The following is a 17,785-nucleotide window of genomic DNA, read 5'->3' as shown; positions in this document are numbered from 1 at the left end:
AAGATAGAACCAAAAGGGTTTTCTATTTTTGATATTTTTGATTTCCTGCACCCCTAAATCAGGCCTCATTTCCTAAACTTACTTTTCGGGTGTTTGTTGTGGATAACTGCTAAGATCAGCCAATCCCAAAGAATGAAGCACCACAATTCCGGCTAAATCAGGGTTTCTCTGTCATTTCCCGTTTTTCAGCCCTTTTCGCGGAATATTCACACTTGAGCATTCCCGCTGACCAGTTCATGATTCCCCAACAACAATAACATGAGGATCTCATGGAGCAGCCTGTTCTTCCCCCCGTTACCCTTGCCGAGCTTGACCAACTGTCAAACCGCGCATCCACTGTCATTGGTCGCCTGCGTGATCGTCTCTTTGCACCCGGTAGCGCAAAGACGCTTGATCTGCGTTTCACCGTGCGCAAAGCCGCCGAAATGGTCGGGCGGAGTGACAAGCTCATCCGTGACGCGGAAGCAGACGGGCGCCTTCCGCAGCCAGAGAAAGACCCCACCACAGGGCGGCGCACGGGGTATAGCCTTGCGCAGGTCAATGAGATGCGCCGCGTGTTTGGCACCCTGCCCCACCGCGCGCCCGAAGATCCCGCGATGGTCCTTGCCGTGCAGAACTTTAAGGGCGGCGTGGGGAAATCCACCACCGTGTGCCACCTTGCGCAATATTTGGCTTTGAAAGGATACCGCGTTTGTGTGATCGACTGCGATAGCCAAGCCAGCACAACCAGCGTTTTTGGTCTTAACCCCGACATTGATGTCGATGAGGAAGAAGAAACGCTTTACCCGTTTTTCCGCCATGGCGGCCCAAAGACGCTGCATTACGCCCTGCGCGGCACCTACTGGCCGGGTATTGCGCTGATCCCTGCGAACCTTGGTTTGTATGACGCCGAATATGAATTCGCCGCACGCATGGCGCGGGATCAAAGCTTTGTCCTTGATCGGTTGCGCGAGGGGATCGAAAGCATCAAGGACGAGTTCGATGTCATCCTGATGGACCCGCCGCCCGCCTTGGGGATGCTATCGCTTTCGGTGCTGCGCGCTGCCAACGCGATTGTCATTCCTGCACCACCCAACAACATTGATTTCGGCTCAACCGCGCATTTCCTCAAAATGATGGGCGCAACACTGAACGAGCTGGCACGGGCGGGCGGTGCGCGCGATTATTCTTTTATTAAAATTCTCGCGACAAAAATGAACGACGGTAAATCAGCGCATCAGGCCATCAAACGCATGATGGATGCTGTTTTCCCGCACGACATGCTGAATGCAGTTTTGAAAGACAGCGCCGAGATTGATAACGCCGCGGCGAACCTCGCCACTGTTTACGAGTTGACGGGCGCATCGACCCGCACAGAAACCCACCGCCGCTGCCGCGCCTATCTGGACGCGGTCAACGGCGAGATCGAGCTGCTTATTCGTAAGACATGGCCTAGCCATCACCAAAGCCTGCGCAAGGAGGGGCTGCTATGAGTAAGAAACATGACGCCATTTTTGACGACGTTCTGAGTGATCTGGATACGCCTGCAGCAACGGGCGGTGCGCGCGGCTCTGCGCGTTTCCTGAAACGCTCGACAGCGATTAGTGATCGGATGACCGGAGAGCTGGAAGAGAAAACTCTGCGGTGGGTCGACCCAAAAGACTGCCGCATGTGGGAGCGTCACAACCGCGACTATGGCCTGCTGAACGAAGAAAACTGCCGTGACCTGATCGACGGGATCAAGGCGCAGGGGCGGCAGGAATTTCCGGCGATCGTTCGTCCCATCGATGACCCTGATTACAAATACGAGGTTATCTGCGGTGCACGTCGCCACTTTGCCGTCAGCTGGTTGCGTGGGAACAATTATACCCAATTCAAATACCTGATCGAAGCCCGTGAGATGAACGATGAAGAAGCGTTCCGTCTGGCCGATATTGAAAACCGCGAACGCGAAGACATTAGCGATTATGAACGGGCGATTGATTATGCCGATGCGATTGCGCGCTATTATGGCGGCAAGCAAAAGGCCATGGCGGAACGTCTAGAGGTAAGCCAGCCATGGCTGTCGCGCTACCTCGCTTTGGCCGCTTTGCCAGAGCAGATCGTGAATGCCTTCCCGACCATCCGAGACCTGAAAGAACGCCACGCACGGGATCTAAAACCGTTGCTCGCGCGGCCTGCAACGGCTGAACCTGTCCTTGCCATGGCCGCACGGATCGAAGCGCGCCAGCAAACCGCACGCAATGGGCGCGGCCCGTTTTTGGATGCTTTGGATGTGGTCAAACAATTAAAGATCGCTGGCGAAGAGCCAAAGGTAAAACCCGCACGCAAAACCGATGATGCCACCTATCGCCGTTCTTCGGGCGAGAAAGGGGTCACAGCACGCAAAAAGGGCCGTAAATTCATTCTGGAATTTGAGGACAGCATGTCCGAAGCCAGCTTGCGCGGCGCCTTGGATGCGTTTTTGGCGGATCGGTTCGGGAAATAGCAATTGCCCACGGGCAATTTGTTTGTAACCCTTTGAAAAATAACAATAGTGGCATAATTTGCCGCTATCTTGCCCCCAGATTACCCGCCAAAGATCATTTCGCTGTGTTGGTCTAGGTATATCCTGAGCCACGGGGTGAATTGTTCCGGATTTTGCGCGATTTCAGAGCGTAGATCATCCAACGAAATCCAGCGCGTATCCATGACTTCATCAGGGTTGGCGGCAATGTGAAGGTCATCGGTTTCTTTCACCAAAAAGACCTCGACCAATTCATGCTCGATCAGGCCGCCACCAACATCGGCGCGGTATTCAACCTGACCACGGGGCAGGGGGGTCACATCTGAAATCCCCAGCTCTTCGTTCAAACGGCGATGTGCGCAGTCCAGATCGGCCTCATCCCACGCGGGGTGGGTGCAGCAGGTATTCGCCCATAGACCCGGTGTGTGGTACTTTTCCAAGGCGCGCCGCTGGATCAGCAGGGTGTCCCCATCCATGACAAAAACGGATACCGCTTTGTGGCGCAGTCCGCGCAGGTGAGCCTCCAGTTTTTCCACCGGCTGTAGGGTGCCGTCGACCCAAGCGGGGATCATTATTTCAGTCATAGGGGCTCCGGTTGTCGCAGGCGTTTGAATGCGGCGGGTCTTAACGCCAATGCGCTCCCGCGCCAAGGGGCAGGCGAGGGGCCGTTGTGGCAGCAACTGGCCGATGCGACAGAGGGCCGCAAGAAAACCGCTACAGCAGCAAATGCGGGCATGCTAGCACTGAGGCGTTGCAAGGCAGCAAGAAGTTGAAAGAGAAGCGGGCCCCACGGTTCCCGATGCTCGATCAGGTTATGAATTTGTTTTGGTTTAAGTCACCTATGCACAGGAACCAGACACACAGTGAAGTTCTAGGAGAACCACTATGAAACTATTCTCAGTCACAGCTTTGGGTCTGGCCCTTTTGGCGGCGCCCGCGTTTGCCGACGGTCACGCATCAGGCGATGCCGAGGCGGGCAAAAAAGTATTCAATAAATGCAAGTCGTGCCACACAATCGCGGACGCCGAGGGCAACACGATTGTAAAAGGCGGCCGCACGGGTCCAAACCTTTATGGCATCTTGGGGCGCGCGGCTGGCTCGGCTGATTTCAAATTCGGCAAATCCATCGTCAAAGCGGGCGAAGAGGGTCTGGTTTGGAACGAAGAAACCTTTACCGGATATGTCACCGACCCCAAGAAATTCTTGAAAGAGGTTACCGGTGACGACCGTGCAAAATCCAAGATGTCTTTCAAGCTGAAGAAAGAGGCCGAGATGGCAAACGTCTGGGCGTATCTGGTATCTGTCGGCCCAGAAGTAGCCGCGACCGAAGAAGCGGAAGCCGCATCTGACGGTTAAGCGAACCACAGCGAAGCACAAGATGGCGGCCCCTAACGGAGCCGCCATTTTCTTTTCATCCTACACGTTGGACGAAAACAGGGCTGTGCCGACCGCGGTGTGTGAAACGTCTTGAACATTATGGGCAGGTCTGTTTCGCTTTGCGCAGTCTGGTTTCTAGGGGAGGGGGCTTAGGTGAACGACGTTGCTATGCCCAAAGGGCCGTTCAGGTTTATCGCTCTAGACGTAGAAACCGCCTGCAAAGATATCGCAAGCATTTGCCAGATTGGTATCGCCTGTGTACGGGCCACGGGCGAAATCGAAAGCTGGACAAGCTATGTCGACCCTGAGCAGCGGTTTGACACATTCAACACGCGCCTTCACGGCATTGGGCCTGACACAGTGCGGGGTGCCCCCTCATTTCCGCAGATATGGCCGCTGCTGCACGACCTGCTGAACCCCCACCACCTTGTCCAGCACAGCACCTTTGATAAATCGGCTGTCGCGGCGGCCTGTCGGGCCTATCGTTTGCCAGAGCCCGAATTAAGCTGGAGCGACAGCGTGAAAATCGCGCGGCGGGCGTGGCCTGAATTCAAAGGGAACGGTGGGCACGGATTGGGTCACCTCAAGGTGGCCTTGGGGCTGAAATTCCAACACCACGACGCCGGAGAAGATGCCCGTGCGGCGGCAGAGGTTGTTCTGCATGCAGAGGCGCATTTGGGACAGTCGTTTGAACAATTGGCTCAAACCTCTCAAAAGGCGCAACTGTCACTCCTTTCCTCAGGGGGGAATTTCGGGGGCCGTTAAAGGCCACCGGTTTTGAGGTTAGCAACGCCAGTATTGTATTCCGCAGATTGGTTTCGAAAATAGAGAATCCCCAAGGCAAAAGTTAACAAATTCTAGCGGTGATGGAATTTGTTAATGCTTTGCTAGACCGCGTTTTCAACCTCTAGTTTTCCTAAACCTTCGCAGGGCGATAACCAGTGATTGATGGGCTAAAAATTGTGCGACCTAACGTTTAGTAAAGGGGAAAAAATGTCAAAAATTTTTTCCTAACTGCTGTGGATGGTTAGCCAGAAAATTCCCGAATTTGTATTCATTTTGGCCGTTGGTTTCTTCCCCTAGTTGCTTGCAAAGACTTTGACTTTCATCAACTACCTAAGACGTAGATCAGCTTATGCTCTTGTCGGTTCTAGGGAGCATCAGCTGAAAAACACGATGAGTACGTTGGTTTGGGGGGCTTCCTAGAGGCCCGATTTCCCGGACTTAAGGAGACTATTGAATGGCCAGTAGGCTTGATGATCTATTCGCGCAAATGCGCAAACTTGACCATGAAATCGAGTTGGAGATTAACCGGCAGCGCGCGACGTTTCTATATCAGGTTGTAGACGGGCGCGTGGTTTTTGCCGAGGATGTGAAACGCCAGCACGAGGCCGCAAAAGAGCCGATCCTTTCCTACCTGTCCAATGCTTCTCCGTTGATGATATTGCTCACGCCGATCATCTATTCAGTGCTCATTCCGTTTCTGATTTTGGACCTGTTTGTGACGCTCTATCAGGCGATCTGTTTTCCGCTGTTCGGGATCGAAAAAGCAAGGCGTTCCGATTTTATGGCCTTTGAGCGCAAAGACCTCTCCTACCTGAACGGCATCGAAAAAGTGAATAGCATGTATGGCTCTTACGCCAACGGGTTGCTGGCCTATGCTGCCGATGTTGCTGGCCGCTCCGAAGCCCATTGGTGCCCGATCCGACATGCCCGCCGGATGCAGGGGCAGCATGTTCACTACACAAATTTCATGGCCTATGGTGACGCCGAAGCGTACCAGCGGATGAAAAATAACGAGAATGAAGATCAGTGAGACGGCCTAGCTATTTGTTAAATGGGCACGGCAGGCTCGGGCCACGATGGCCTCTTCATTCGTGGGGATCACCAGTGTCGGAATGGCCGAGTCTGCGGCGCTGATTACGGTTGCGTGTTCGTGATTGGCAGCAGGATCCAGTGACACCCCTAACCATGTGAGGTGGGCGCAAATCTTTGCGCGGATCAGGGCTGAATTTTCACCGATGCCCGCTGTGAACACCAATGCATCCAGCCCGCCAATAGAAGGGATCAGTGCGGCAAGGTTGGTCGCGGCCCGATAGCAAAACAGATCAACCGCTTCTTGGGCGTTTGGATCATCGCTGGTTTCGAGGATTTGCATATCGTTCGTCACCCCAGAAACGCCAAGCAGGCCAGATTTCTTATACAGCAGGGTTTCGATCTCGTCGGGGGTCATCCCCTGTGATTGCATAAGGTAAAGCAAAACGCCGGGGTCAAGATCGCCGCATCGTTGCCCCATCATCAACCCGTCAAGCGCGGTAAACCCCATGGTGCTGGCGCGGGATTTCCGATCGGTCATGGCGCACATGCTGGACCCGTTCCCCAGATGGGCAACGATCACTTTTCCATCAGCTTTATCCCCCAGATGTTTTGGCAAACTGCTGGCGATGAAATCATAGCTGAGCCCGTGAAACCCATAGCGGATAACCCCTTGGTCGCTTAATTCACGGGGCAGGGCAAAGATTTCGTTCAGCCGCGATTGGCTGCGGTGAAAGCTGGTGTCAAAGCAGGCGATCTGGGGGGTGTCGGGATGCCATTTCGCAACGGCACGGATCGCTGCGATATTGTGGGGCTGGTGCAGGGGTGCAAGCGGGGCCAGCTCCTCCAGCCGCTCCATAACGTCATCCGCGACAAGGGTCGGCGCGGTAAAATATTGCCCTCCATGGACAACACGGTGCCCCACTGCGACCACGGGCTGCCCGTCCAGATGGGTCTCTAGCCACGGCAGCAACATTTCGATCACGGCCTCATGGTTGGTGTCTTTGGACAGGGGCGGGAACGGGGTGTTTTGCACAGCACCACCCGAAGAGGCTTTTGCCGAAAAGGCAGGTGCGCTGCCGATCCCAGCCACATTGCCCTGCAACAGGGCCTCGGTTGTTGGCCCATCGCTGGCAAAGACCGCGAATTTGATGCTGGAGGACCCTGCATTGAGGGTCAGGAAAACGCCGCTCATGCTAGGGTCTTTGTCGATTGGTGATGGATGAACAGCTGCGCCATCGCAGTGGATGCCAGTCGCGACATAACGCCATCTGCGCGGCTGGTCAGAACAATGGGCACGCGCGCGCCCAGAACCACCCCTGCGGAATCGGCGCCAGCAAGATAGATCAGTTGCTTGGCGATCATATTGCCTGCCTCAAGGTCGGGAACAATCAGGATGTCTGACTCACCCGCAACGGGCGAAACGATGCCTTTGGTTTTTGCCGCTGCTTTGGACACAGCATTGTCAAAGGCCAGCGGCCCATCCAGCACCCCACCTGTAATCTGCCCCCGATCAGCCATCTTGCACAGCGATGCCGCATCCAAGGTTGAGGGGATGCTATTGGTGACTGTCTCAACGGCGGATAGCAACGCCACCTTTGGCAGTGGGTTGCCCAAAGAGCAGGCCAGATCAATAGCGTTTTGCACAATGTCCTTTTTGGCATTGAGATCGGGAAAGATATTGATCGCCGCATCACTGATCAGCAACGGTTTGGAATAATGAGGAACGTCCAGAACAAACACATGGCTAATTCGGCGTTCGGTACGCAGACCCGTTGTTTTGTCGACCACAGGGTCGAGCAATTCGTCGGTGTGGATTTTGCCTTTCATCAGCATATCCACCTTGCCTGTGCGGGCCATTTCTACGGCTAAATCAGCGGCGGCATGGCTATAAGGCACATCTATGATTTCAACATCGCTCAGGTCTGCGTTGATCTCGGCTGCGGCGGCTTTGATTTTGGCCGTTGGGCCGATGAGGATCGGGACGATTAAACCGCGCTTTTGAGACTCTAACGCGCCCTTTAGGGATAGCGCATCACAGGGGTGAACAACGGCTGTTCGCATGGCCTCTAGCTGAGAGGCGGTTTCGATCAGCTGCTCAAACATCGCGCCGCTGTGATGCAGCTGGACATCGGGCAGCGAGACACGCGGCCGGCGGACTTTTTGCGTTGGCGCGATAACCCGCGCTGCCCCTTCAATGACGGTTTCTCCTTTTTGGTTCAGGCAAATACAATCCAGCGTGACGTGGTGGTTTTCGGTGTCTTTATCCGCGACCGTAACGCGGATGGTAACCGTGTCGCCCACCCCGACAGGGGCTCGAAAGCTGAGGTTTTGATCCAGATATATTGTGCCAGGGCCGGGCAGTTCGGTTCCCAACACAGCCGAGATCAACGCGCCCCCCCACATGCCGTGGGCAATCACTTTGTGAAAGACATCCGAGCTGGCGTATTCCTCATCCACATGGGCGGGGTTCACATCCCCTGACATGACGGCAAACAGCTCGATGTCTTCGGCCTTTAGGGTGCGCGTCAGGTCGGCGGTTTCACCGATTGTGATTTCGTCGAATGTTCTGTTTTCGATAAATTGCATAAAGGAATGCCTTGTTGGTTTGCGGATCGCGGAAAGGTAAATCAGAAATTGATTTGCTAGGTTATGCTTACCTTACGCCAAGATAAAATAACCGCTATCCAGATAAGCAATGTTTCCCGCAACTTTTACAAAACAATCGCTGGCCCTGCGACGGGCCATATTGCAACACCCCGAAAGCCGATCACGGGGTGATCGGGCAGTCAGGGTGGGTTTGTTGCTGGTTTTTATCGCGCGCGTGTTCGGGGCGGGGGCTAGTCTTCAAAGGCGGCAAGGCCCAGCCATTCGGCAATCAGGGCAGGGGTTTCTTCGCCTTCAATCTCAACCGTGAGCAGGTTTTCACGCAGCAGGTTTTTGGGGCCTTTGGAGGTGACCTTTTGCAAGGTAAAGCGCCCGCGAAGACGGCTGCCAGCCACAACAGGTTTCAAGAACCGCAATTTATTCATGCCATAGTTGATGCCCATCACCTGACCTGGCAGCATGTCAAAACAATCATAGGCAAAGCGGCTGGCCAGAGACAGCGTCAGGAACCCGTGTGCGATGCTCCCGCCAAAGGGCGTTTCAGCTGCGGCGCGTTCCGGATCAACGTGAATCCATTGTTCGTCCTGTGTGGTCTTGGCAAATTCATCAATCATCTTTTGATCAACGGTGATCCAATTAGATACGCCAACCTCGGTTCCGATCAGCTTTTCGGACTCGGTTATCGCATTTTGAAGGGCGGACATACGTTCTCTCCTCATGTTGGGTTGGCGGGCGCAAGAACCATGCGCTTGTCCATTGTATCAGGGCCGCGCTGCGCATTGATTTGTAATTTTGGGGCAGTGATCTGGCGGTTTGTCATGTTTTAGTCCTTACTTGGGCGAATAGAGTATATGAGGTCCGAGATGAGCAACGAAGCACGACAGCACAGGTTTTCCCCCGCTGAGGGGGCATGTGACATGCTGCTGATCCGCCACGGTGAAACACAGGCGGCCGTTCGGGGCGAGATGTTTCCCATGGTTGATGGTCAGGGCGACCCCAGCTTGCGCCCCGAAGGCGAGGCGCAGGCCCGCGCGGTGGCGGCGCGTCTGAAGCGCGAGGCGATTGGTGCGATTTACGTGACGACCATGCAGCGCACCCATCAGACGGCGGCGCCGCTGGCCGAGGTGTTGGGGATCGCGCCGCGTATCGAGGCCGATCTGCGCGAGGTGTTCTTGGGCGATTGGGATGGCGGCGAATACCGGTTTCGCGCGGCGGAAAACGATCCCGCCTTTATCCGCGCACGGGATAGGCAAGAATGGGGCGAGATTCCGGGGGCGGAAACCACCGCCCAATTGCACGCCCGCGTTTTGCGTGGGTTGCAGCGGATCGCGGCGGCGCATCCGAACCAGTTGGTCGCGGTGGTTGTGCACGGCGGCGTTGTGGGCGCCGCATTGGCGCAGGCGACCCAATCGCCACCCTTTGCCTTTATGGGCGCGGACAACGGATCGATCAGCCGCCTTGTGATCCATGGCGATCAGATGATCCTGCGCGGTTTTAATGACGTGGCGCATCTGTAGGGCGCGCCACGCTGTATTTTGGGGGATGATGGTCATCGGGGTTTAATCGACGTCCAACACAACTTTGCCCAGCACCTTGCGGTCCATCATCAGGTTCAGCGCATCTGCTGCTTTTTCCAGCGGATAGCGGGCCGAGATGCGCGGCTTGATTTTGCCTTCGCCGTACATGCGGAACAGATCCCCCATGTTTTCGGCGTGGGCGGCTGGTTCGCGCAGGGTGTGGGCCCCCCAGAACACGCCAACGATCTGGCAGCCCTTTAGAAGCGTCAGGTTCAGCGGAATTTTCGGAATGCCAGCGGGAAAGCCCACAACCAAAAAGCGCCCCTTCCACGCCAGCGCGCGAATGGCGGGTTCTGCATAGGCACCGCCTACAGCATCATAGACAACATCAACGCCGTCACCGCCTGCCAGCTTTTTGATCTCGCTTGAAAAGGCCTTTTGGGCGTCGCGGTCATCCATGTCGCGGGTATAGATGATGGTTTCATCCGCGCCCAGCTCACGACAGAACTGCGCCTTTTCTTCCGACGATACGGCAGCGATCACCCGCGCGCCTGCAGCTTTGCCCAGCTCGATCGCGGCGGCACCAACGCCACCCGCCGCGCCAAGGATCAACAGCGATTCGCCAGCTTGGATTTCGGCGCGGTTTTTCAGCGCGTGGTGCGAGGTTCCGTAGGTAAGCACCAAACATGACGCTTCGTCATAAGGCATCGCATCTGGGATTTTCATGACCCGTGCAGCCTCGATACACATATGAGTCGCAAAGCCGCCAAAGCCCGACATGGCGATCACGCGGTCACCAATTTCAAGGCCGCTCACCCCTTCGCCAATCGCCTCGATTTCGCCAGCAATCTCACCGCCCGGCGCAAAGGGGCGCGGGGGCTTCATCTGGTACAAATCCTTAATAATCAGGGTGTCGGGGAAATTTAACCCTGCGGCACGAATGCGGATTCGCACTTGCTTTTTCTTGGGTTCAGGTGCTTCCATCTCGGTGAGTTTCAGCGTCTCGGGGCCGCCTGGTTCAAGGCTTAGCATTGCTTTCATTTCGGGGTCTCCTCCAGAATTATTTGCCTGCAGAGGGCCAGTGCAACTCTTACTTGTCAATCGAATTTCGAAGTGCAATTCTGCTAGGCGGAACGATGGCCCGCAAAAGGGCGCAAAGAAAAAACGGGAGGAGAGCCGATGTCGGATGCTCAATCATTGGATGAATTCCGCGCCGAATTGCGTGCGTGGTTAGAGGCGAATTGCCCTGAAGAAATGCGCGATGGCCAGCTCTCCGAAGAGGGGATCTGCTGGGGTGGCAAAAACTGGGTGTTCCAATCAGAGGCGCAGAAACAGTGGCTCGAGCGGTGCGCAGCAAAAGGGTATACTGTTCCGACATGGCCCAAGGATTGCGGCGGCGCTGCGATGAACCGCGATCAGGAAAAGATTTTCACCGAAGAGATGAGCCGCATCAATGCGCGCTCTCCGTTAGAAAGCTTTGGCATTTGGATGCTGGGGCCTGCGCTGCTGCATTTCGGCACGCAAGAACAAAAGACCCATTACCTGCCGCCGATTGCACGGGGCGAGGTGCGCTGGTGTCAGGGCTATTCCGAACCGGGTGCGGGATCGGATTTGGCGAATGTGCAAACCCATGGCGAGGATAAGGGCGACCATTGGCTGGTGAACGGTCAAAAGATTTGGACCTCTTATGCTGACAAGGCGGATATGATTTTCGCGCTGGTGCGCACGGATCGTGACGCGCCCAAGCACAAGGGCATTTCATTCTTGCTGCTAGACATGGAAGACGCGGGCATCGAGACGCGGCCGATCAAGATGATCTCAGGCGCCTCGCCGTTCTGTGAGACATTCTTCACGGATGTGAAAGTGGCCAAGGGCAATATTGTCGGCACGGAAAACCGTGGCTGGGATGTGGCGAAATACCTGCTGACCCATGAGCGCGAGATGATCTCGGCCGGGGGGGCTGGCCTATCTGGCGGCGGGCGTGCGTTGGGTGCGGTGCTGACCGATACGCTGGAGGTGTTGGATACCACGTTGCGCGCAGATGCGATCCGCTGTGAGATCGACGCGCTGGCGATTGAGCTGACGTTGGAGCGTTACAAAGACCAAGCCGAAGCAGGGCAGGGCGCGGGGGATGCCTCGGCTATGTTGAAATACATGGGCACCGAGCTGAACAAACAACGCCATGAACTGATGATGTCCGCAGGCGGCTCTGCCGCGCTGGAATGGGACGGCGATGTAGGCAACCGCGCGGGCGACTGGCTGCGCACAAAAGCGAATTCAATTGAGGGAGGCACGAGCGAAGTGATGCTGAGCATCGTATCGCGCCGTGTATTGGGGCTGCCAGCATGAGCAAACTTGTATTGACCGAAGAAGAAACAATGCTGGCCGACATGGCCCGTGGTTTTCTGGATGGCGCTGCCCCTGTTGAGGCGTTCCGCAAGCTGCGCGATGCGGGCGAAACCCATGATGCAAAGCTGTGGAAAGAGATGGCGGATATGGGCTGGGCCGGTGTGCTGGTGCCCGAAGGGGCGGGGGGCTCGGATATGGGGTTCTCGGCGGCGAATGTGATTGCGCGCGAGATGGGCAAGACGTTGGTTGTCTCACCGTTTCTAAGCACGGCTGTCATGGCGGCCACGGCTTTGCGGCAGGTGGGCGATGCACGTGCCACTGCGGCTTTGGCCCAGATCGCCAGTGGTGATGTGACCTATGCTTTGGCTGTGGATGAAGGGATCAAACATGATCCCGAGGCCACTACGATGGAAGCGCGCGCTGATGGCAACGGGTTCCGCCTGACAGGGCAGAAGACGTTTGTCGTGGATGGTGCGATGGCGGACCGGTTGTTGGTTTTGGCCAAAACCGCCGATGGTCTGACGCTGTTCGACATTCCCGCCGACCGCGCAGGCATCACGCGCGAAAAATCCAACATGATCGACGCACGCGATGCGGCCAAGATTGATTTTGACGCTGTCGAGGCGACTGGCGAAGATGTCTTGGGGCAGGTGGATGATGCGATGGCCGTTCTGCGTCCGGCGCTTCAGGCGGGCCAAGCAGCGCTGGCCGCTGAGATGACAGGCCTGACTGCGGGCGCCTTGGACATGACCGTAGGCTATCTGAAAGAACGCAAGCAATTCGGCATTGAGATCGGCCGCTTCCAAGCCTTGCAGCACCGCGCCGCCCATCTGTGGTGCGAGACCGAGGTCACGGCCTCGGCTATTTTGAATGCGGGCCGGTTGCTGGATGAAGATCCTGAAAATGCGGCGCTGGCGGTGTCACTGGCCAAGGCCAAAGCGACCTCAACCGCGACACTGGCGGTGCAGGAAGGCGTGCAGATGCATGGCGGCATCGGGATGACCGATGCTTACGACATGGGCTTTTACATGAAACGGGCGCGGGTCAGCGCGGAATGGCTGGGTGACTACGGATATCACGCAGAAAAAATCGCTGTAGCGAGAGGATTTTAAAAATGGATATTCAAACGTTGTTTGGGTTGGACGGTAAGGTTGCATTGGTCACGGGCGGCGCCACGGGCATTGGCCGTATGGCAGCGGAATCGCTGATGCGTGCTGGTGCGACTGTGCTGATTGCCAGCCGCAAGGGCGACGCCTGCGAGGCCGTCGCGAAAGAGCTAAACGCAATGGGGGCCAGCGGTAAAGTCATTGGTTTTGCCGGTGATGTGGGATCGGAAGAAGGTGTTGATGCGCTGGTCGCTGCCGTGAAAGGCCATACAGATACGCTGGATATCTTGATGAACAACGCAGGCATCACATGGGGCGCGCCCTTGGGGCAGTTCCCCTATAGTGCGTGGTCCAAGGTGATGGATGTGAACGTGGCGGGGATGTTTGATCTGACGCAAAAGCTGTTGACGATGTTGACGGCAGGCGCTTCTGTTGATGATCCGGCGCGGGTGATCAATGTGGGGTCTGTTATGGGGCAACGTGAGATGGGCGATGGGGCCTATTCCTATTCGATGTCCAAGGCGGCCGTGCACCATATGACCAAAATTCTGGGCAAAGAGCTGGCGGGCAATGCTGTTACCGTAAACGCTTTGGCGCCTGGCCCGTTTGTCAGCCGCATGACAGCCTTTGCGACCCACGACGAAGACATGCGGTCGCGCGTGGGGGATGACGTGCCAATCGGGCGCGTTGGCCGTGACGAAGACATCGGCGGCTGCATGTTGTTCCTGTGTGGTCGGGGCGGTGCCTATGTGACGGGCGCGGTGATCCCTGTGTCTGGTGGCATCAATGTCATGTCTGGACCCAATATTTTTGAACAGGCGCTTCACTGATGGGCGCGATTGATTTCAAAGGCCGCGTTGCGATTGTGACCGGCGCAGGGGTTGGCCTTGGCCGGTCCCACGCGCTGGGGCTGGCGGCACGGGGTGCCAAGGTTGTGATCAACGATCTGGGCGTGTCGCGCGACGGCACGGGCACTTCATCTGAGGCAGCGCTGAGCGTCGTGGAAGAAATCAAAGCCATGGGCGGCGAAGCCATTGCCCACGGTGCCGATGTGTCCGACGAGGCAGCTGTGAAGGATATGGTTGCCCAAGCGATGGCGGCTTGGGGCCGCATTGATATCTGCGTCAATAACGCGGGCATCTTGATGGATAAGACCTTTTCGAAAATGGAGATGTCGGCCTTTCGCAAGGTGGTAGATGTGCATCTGATCGGCACGGCCAATGTGGCCCATGCCTGCTGGCCGATTATGCGCGAACAGAAATACGGGCGCATTGTGCTGACGTCCTCGGCCTCGGGGCTGTATGGGAATTTCGGGCAGTCCAACTATGGCGCGGCTAAGGCTGCGATGTTGGGACTCATGAATGTGCTGCATATGGAAGGCGCGCGCGACAATATCCGCGTGAATACGCTGGCGCCCACGGCCGCGACCCGCATGACCGCCGATCTGCTGCCGCCAGAGGCTCAAGAGCTGCTGGCACCGGAAACCATCACGCCTGGCCTGCTGTATCTGGTCAGCGAGGACGCCCCCAGCCAGGTCATCCTTGGCGCAGGTGCGGGCAGTTACGCTGAGACGCGGGTCTATGAGACCCAAGGCATTACGCTGATCGGCGATGAAAACACGCCCGAAGCGGTAGCCGCCCAATTCGACCAAATTCGTGACGACAAGACCCAAGAGCAACTGGACGGCGCGTTCGGCCAGACCAAGAAATACGCCCTCAATGCAGCGCAGGCCCAAGGCCTGAAGCTGGACTGGTAATTTAGGAGAAAACCCATGCGTGACGCAGTAATCGTATCCACGGCCCGTACCCCGATTGGCAAAGCCTATCGTGGTGCGTTCAACAACACGACCCCGCAGGCGTTGGCAGCACATGCCATTGAACATGCGGTGAAACGTGCAGGTGTTGATGTGTCTGAAATTCAGGATTGCATTATGGGGGCGGCGCTGCAGCAGGGCCACTCAGGCGGCAACATCGCACGCCAAGCGGCTGTGCGCGCAGGTCTGCCCGTGACGGTTGCGGGCATGTCGCTGGACCGCCAATGTGCATCCGGCATGATGGCAATCGCCACGGCGGCAAAACAGGTCATCACCGACGGTATGGATGTGGTGATTGGCGGCGGTGTTGAGAGCATCTCAATGGTGCAGACACAAGACATGCGCGTAAAGGCAGATGGCTGGCTAAAAGAAAACAAACCAGAGATCTACATGTCGATGCTGGAAACAGCGGAGACAGTGGCCGCACGCTATAACGTTTCGCGTGAGCGTCAGGACGAATACGCCGCGCGCAGCCAAGAGAACACACATCAGGGTCAGGAAGCAGGCAAGTTCGACGACGAAATCGTGCCAATGACCACCACGATGATGGTGCAAAACAAAGAAACCAAAGAGATCACCGAACATGAGGTGACCCTGAGCAAAGACGAAGGCAACCGCCCTGGCACCTCTGCTGAAATGCTGTCGGGTCTGAACCCTGTGTTCAAGGACGGTATGGTCATCAAGGAAGGCAAATTCATCACGGCGGGCAATGCGTCTCAGCTGTCGGATGGTGCATCCGCAACTGTCGTCATGGAAGCGAAAAAGGCCGAGCAGATGGGCCTTGCGCCGCTGGGCCGCTACATGGGTGTGATGGCCGCAGGCTGTGAGCCCGACGAGATGGGCATCGGCCCGATCTATGCCGTACCACCTCTGCTAAAGGCCCACGGCCTGACCATCGATGACATCGGTCTATGGGAGCTGAACGAAGCCTTCGCGGTGCAGGTCATCCAGTCGCGCGATGTGCTGGGCATTCCAGATGAGCTGTTGAATGTGAACGGCGGCGCGATCTCGATCGGGCACCCTTACGGCATGTCCGGCGCGCGTATGGTTGGCCACGCGCTGATCGAGGGCAAACGCCGCGGTGCGAAATATGTTGTCTGCACCATGTGTGTGGGCGGCGGCATGGGCGCAGCGGGCCTGTTTGAGGTTCTGTAAACCTTGCGTTTTGCGAACAAGAGGGGCGGGTTTTCTCGCCCCCTTACTGTTAATATGGATTTAGGAGCTAGCATGCCCCGCAACGACTCTCACTTGCCCAAAGCACTGCAAGGGCTGCGCATTCCGTTGATCGCCTCGCCGTTGTTCATCATCTCGGTTCCAAAGCTGGTGATCGCGCAGTGTAAGGCTGGCATCATCGGTTCGTTCCCTGCGCTGAATGCACGGGAAGGGGAGGGAGAGCATCCGCTGCTGGATACATGGCTGACCGAGATCAAGGAAGAGCTGGATCGCCACAATCAGGCGAACCCAGACAACCCCGCAGCACCCTATGCGGTGAACCAGATTGTCCACCGCTCGAACACACGGCTGGACCGCGACCTAGAGATTTGCGTCAAACACGAAGTGCCTGTTTGGATCACCTCGCTGGGCGCGCGGGTCGAGGTGAACGAGGCGGCGCATAGCTGTGGCGGTATTGTGATGCATGACATTATCAACAACCGCTTTGCCAAGAAGGCGATTGAAAAAGGCGCAGACGGGCTGGTGGCGGTTGCTGCTGGGGCAGGGGGCCATGCGGGCCAACAATCGCCCTTTGCCTTGGTGCGTGAAATTCGCGAGTGGTTTGACGGGCCGCTGGCCTTGTCTGGCTCAATCGCGACGGGGGAAAGCCTGCTGGGCGCGCGCGCGATGGGGGCCGACCTAGGCTATACAGGATCGCCGTTCATTGCCACGGATGAGGCGAACGCGGATCAGGCCTATAAGGATATGATCGTTGAGAGTGGCGCCGAAGACATTGTCTATTCGTCCCTGTTCACGGGTGTTTGGGGCAATTACCTGAAAGGCTCGGTCGAGGCGGCGGGAATGGACCCTGACAATTTGCCCACGGCTGATGCGTCCTCGATGAACTTTGGCGGGGACCGCGAAAAACCCAAAGCTTGGAAAACGATTTGGGGCTCTGGCCAAGGGATCGGCGCGATCAAATCTGTTGGTCCAGCTGGCGCAATTGTTGATCGTATGGCGGCAGAATATCTCATCGCGGGCAAAAAGCTGGCGGCGGAGTTTTCGTGATACTGAAAGTGGATACCTAAATGGCTGAGCTGCTTGTCATCCGCCATGGGCAAGCGTCTTTTGGCGCCGAGAACTACGACGTTTTGTCTGATCTGGGCCGTCAACAGGCGCGCGCGGCGGGGCAATGGCTGCGCGATATGGGTTGGACCCCTGATCGCGTGGTTAGCGGCACGTTAAACCGCCAGATTGATACGGTGGCCGAGATGGGCTTTGCGCCGGATCGCGAAGAGCATGCGGGCCTAAACGAATATGATTTCGGCAGTCTGCTGAGCGCGCGCTATGGCGGTGCCGTCCCCGATCTGGTGCAGGGAGATCGCAAGATGCATTTCCGCACCCTACGGGAAACGGTGTTTGAATGGCAGCGTGACGAGATTGCCGAGCCTTATGAAACGTGGGGCGCATTTGTTGCCCGCGTCGAAGCGGCGCGTGCCTTTGCCACAGACACAGATGCGAAACGTGTTTTGATGGTCAGTTCGGGCGGCGTTATCGGGCAGCT

The 17,785-nt window shown here is 56.8% G+C and carries 18 protein-coding genes; 13 read left to right on the top strand and 5 right to left on the bottom strand.

Going from position 1 to position 17,785, the window contains the following annotated elements:
• The first annotated feature begins 269 nt into the window (after window positions 1–269).
• Both Z948_RS0100555 and Z948_RS0100550 read left to right on the top strand, forming a co-directional pair.
• Window positions 270–1,472 carry an AAA family ATPase gene (locus Z948_RS0100555; RefSeq protein ID WP_025057632.1) on the top strand — a complete coding sequence of 401 codons (1,203 nt, stop codon included), beginning with the start codon at window positions 270–272 and terminating at the stop codon, window positions 1,470–1,472.
• Entirely contained in the window at window positions 1,469–2,467 is a 999-nt protein-coding gene (locus Z948_RS0100550) for a ParB/RepB/Spo0J family partition protein (RefSeq protein ID WP_025057631.1), read from the top strand. The genes Z948_RS0100555 and Z948_RS0100550 overlap by 4 nt, the downstream gene beginning before the upstream one ends.
• Window positions 2,468–2,547: 80 nt before the next feature.
• Here Z948_RS0100550 and idi read toward each other — a convergent pair whose 3' ends face one another.
• On the bottom strand, window positions 2,548–3,069 hold the full coding sequence (gene idi, locus Z948_RS17710; protein ID WP_037952486.1) for an isopentenyl-diphosphate Delta-isomerase: 522 nt from the start codon (window positions 3,067–3,069) through the stop codon (window positions 2,548–2,550).
• A 301-nt stretch (window positions 3,070–3,370) separates the two neighbouring features.
• Between idi and Z948_RS0100540 the strand changes: the two genes are divergently transcribed.
• The 3 genes from Z948_RS0100540 to Z948_RS0100530 all read left to right on the top strand — a co-directional run bounded on the left by Z948_RS0100540 (window position 3,371) and on the right by Z948_RS0100530 (window position 5,678).
• Window positions 3,371–3,841, top strand: a complete 471-nt coding sequence (locus tag Z948_RS0100540; RefSeq protein WP_025057630.1) for a c-type cytochrome — start codon at window positions 3,371–3,373, stop codon at window positions 3,839–3,841.
• A 174-nt stretch (window positions 3,842–4,015) separates the two neighbouring features.
• The gene (locus Z948_RS0100535) at window positions 4,016–4,627 is read left to right on the top strand and encodes a 3'-5' exonuclease (RefSeq protein WP_245604534.1); all 612 of its coding nucleotides are present in this window, start codon (window positions 4,016–4,018) and stop codon (window positions 4,625–4,627) included.
• 475 nt (window positions 4,628–5,102) lie between these two features.
• Entirely contained in the window at window positions 5,103–5,678 is a 576-nt protein-coding gene (locus Z948_RS0100530) for a hypothetical protein (RefSeq protein ID WP_025057628.1), read from the top strand.
• Between the two features lie 6 nt (window positions 5,679–5,684).
• On the opposite strand, the gene Z948_RS0100525 is transcribed toward Z948_RS0100530, so the two are convergent.
• The 3 genes from Z948_RS0100525 to Z948_RS0100515 all read right to left on the bottom strand — a co-directional run bounded on the left by Z948_RS0100525 (window position 5,685) and on the right by Z948_RS0100515 (window position 8,988).
• Entirely contained in the window at window positions 5,685–6,872 is a 1,188-nt protein-coding gene (locus Z948_RS0100525) for an acetate/propionate family kinase (RefSeq protein ID WP_025057627.1), read from the bottom strand.
• Window positions 6,869–8,266 carry a bifunctional enoyl-CoA hydratase/phosphate acetyltransferase gene (locus Z948_RS0100520; RefSeq protein ID WP_025057626.1) on the bottom strand — a complete coding sequence of 466 codons (1,398 nt, stop codon included), beginning with the start codon at window positions 8,264–8,266 and terminating at the stop codon, window positions 6,869–6,871. Before Z948_RS0100520 ends, Z948_RS0100525 begins: the two co-directional genes overlap by 4 nt.
• A gap of 251 nt (window positions 8,267–8,517) precedes the next feature.
• Window positions 8,518–8,988 (bottom strand): MaoC family dehydratase, encoded by a 471-nt coding sequence (locus Z948_RS0100515; protein WP_025057625.1) that lies wholly within the window; start codon window positions 8,986–8,988, stop codon window positions 8,518–8,520.
• A gap of 159 nt (window positions 8,989–9,147) precedes the next feature.
• Between Z948_RS0100515 and Z948_RS17705 the strand changes: the two genes are divergently transcribed.
• Entirely contained in the window at window positions 9,148–9,801 is a 654-nt protein-coding gene (locus Z948_RS17705) for a histidine phosphatase family protein (RefSeq protein ID WP_081784008.1), read from the top strand.
• Between the two features lie 42 nt (window positions 9,802–9,843).
• Here the strand turns inward: Z948_RS17705 and Z948_RS0100500 are convergent, their stop codons facing one another.
• Window positions 9,844–10,842, bottom strand: coding sequence for an NADPH:quinone oxidoreductase family protein (locus Z948_RS0100500; protein ID WP_025057624.1), 999 nt, complete (start codon window positions 10,840–10,842; stop codon window positions 9,844–9,846).
• A 138-nt stretch (window positions 10,843–10,980) separates the two neighbouring features.
• On the opposite strand from Z948_RS0100500, the gene Z948_RS0100495 reads away from it, so the two are divergent.
• From Z948_RS0100495 to Z948_RS0100465, 7 genes are all read left to right on the top strand, one after another.
• On the top strand, window positions 10,981–12,150 hold the full coding sequence (locus Z948_RS0100495) for an acyl-CoA dehydrogenase family protein (RefSeq protein ID WP_025057623.1): 1,170 nt from the start codon (window positions 10,981–10,983) through the stop codon (window positions 12,148–12,150).
• Window positions 12,147–13,262 (top strand): acyl-CoA dehydrogenase family protein, encoded by a 1,116-nt coding sequence (locus tag Z948_RS0100490; protein WP_025057622.1) that lies wholly within the window; start codon window positions 12,147–12,149, stop codon window positions 13,260–13,262. Before Z948_RS0100495 ends, Z948_RS0100490 begins: the two co-directional genes overlap by 4 nt.
• Before the next feature lie 2 nt (window positions 13,263–13,264).
• Complete coding sequence (locus tag Z948_RS0100485) at window positions 13,265–14,086, top strand: SDR family oxidoreductase (protein ID WP_025057621.1); 822 nt, start codon at window positions 13,265–13,267, stop codon at window positions 14,084–14,086.
• Entirely contained in the window at window positions 14,086–15,012 is a 927-nt protein-coding gene (locus Z948_RS0100480) for an SDR family NAD(P)-dependent oxidoreductase (protein ID WP_025057620.1), read from the top strand. Before Z948_RS0100485 ends, Z948_RS0100480 begins: the two co-directional genes overlap by 1 nt.
• 15 nt (window positions 15,013–15,027) lie before the next feature.
• Window positions 15,028–16,224 carry an acetyl-CoA C-acyltransferase gene (locus tag Z948_RS0100475; protein WP_025057619.1) on the top strand — a complete coding sequence of 399 codons (1,197 nt, stop codon included), beginning with the start codon at window positions 15,028–15,030 and terminating at the stop codon, window positions 16,222–16,224.
• Between the two features lie 72 nt (window positions 16,225–16,296).
• Window positions 16,297–17,289, top strand: coding sequence for an NAD(P)H-dependent flavin oxidoreductase (locus Z948_RS0100470; protein ID WP_025057618.1), 993 nt, complete (start codon window positions 16,297–16,299; stop codon window positions 17,287–17,289).
• 20 nt (window positions 17,290–17,309) lie between these two features.
• On the top strand, window positions 17,310–17,785 hold a 476-nt coding region (locus tag Z948_RS0100465), incomplete at its 3' end, for a histidine phosphatase family protein (RefSeq protein WP_025057617.1).

This window comes from Sulfitobacter donghicola DSW-25 = KCTC 12864 = JCM 14565, from assembly GCF_000622405.1.
Lineage (GTDB): Bacteria > Pseudomonadota > Alphaproteobacteria > Rhodobacterales > Rhodobacteraceae > Sulfitobacter > Sulfitobacter donghicola.
The sequence above is the reverse complement of the archived record's forward strand: the minus strand, read 5'-3'. Positions and strand labels throughout refer to the sequence as shown.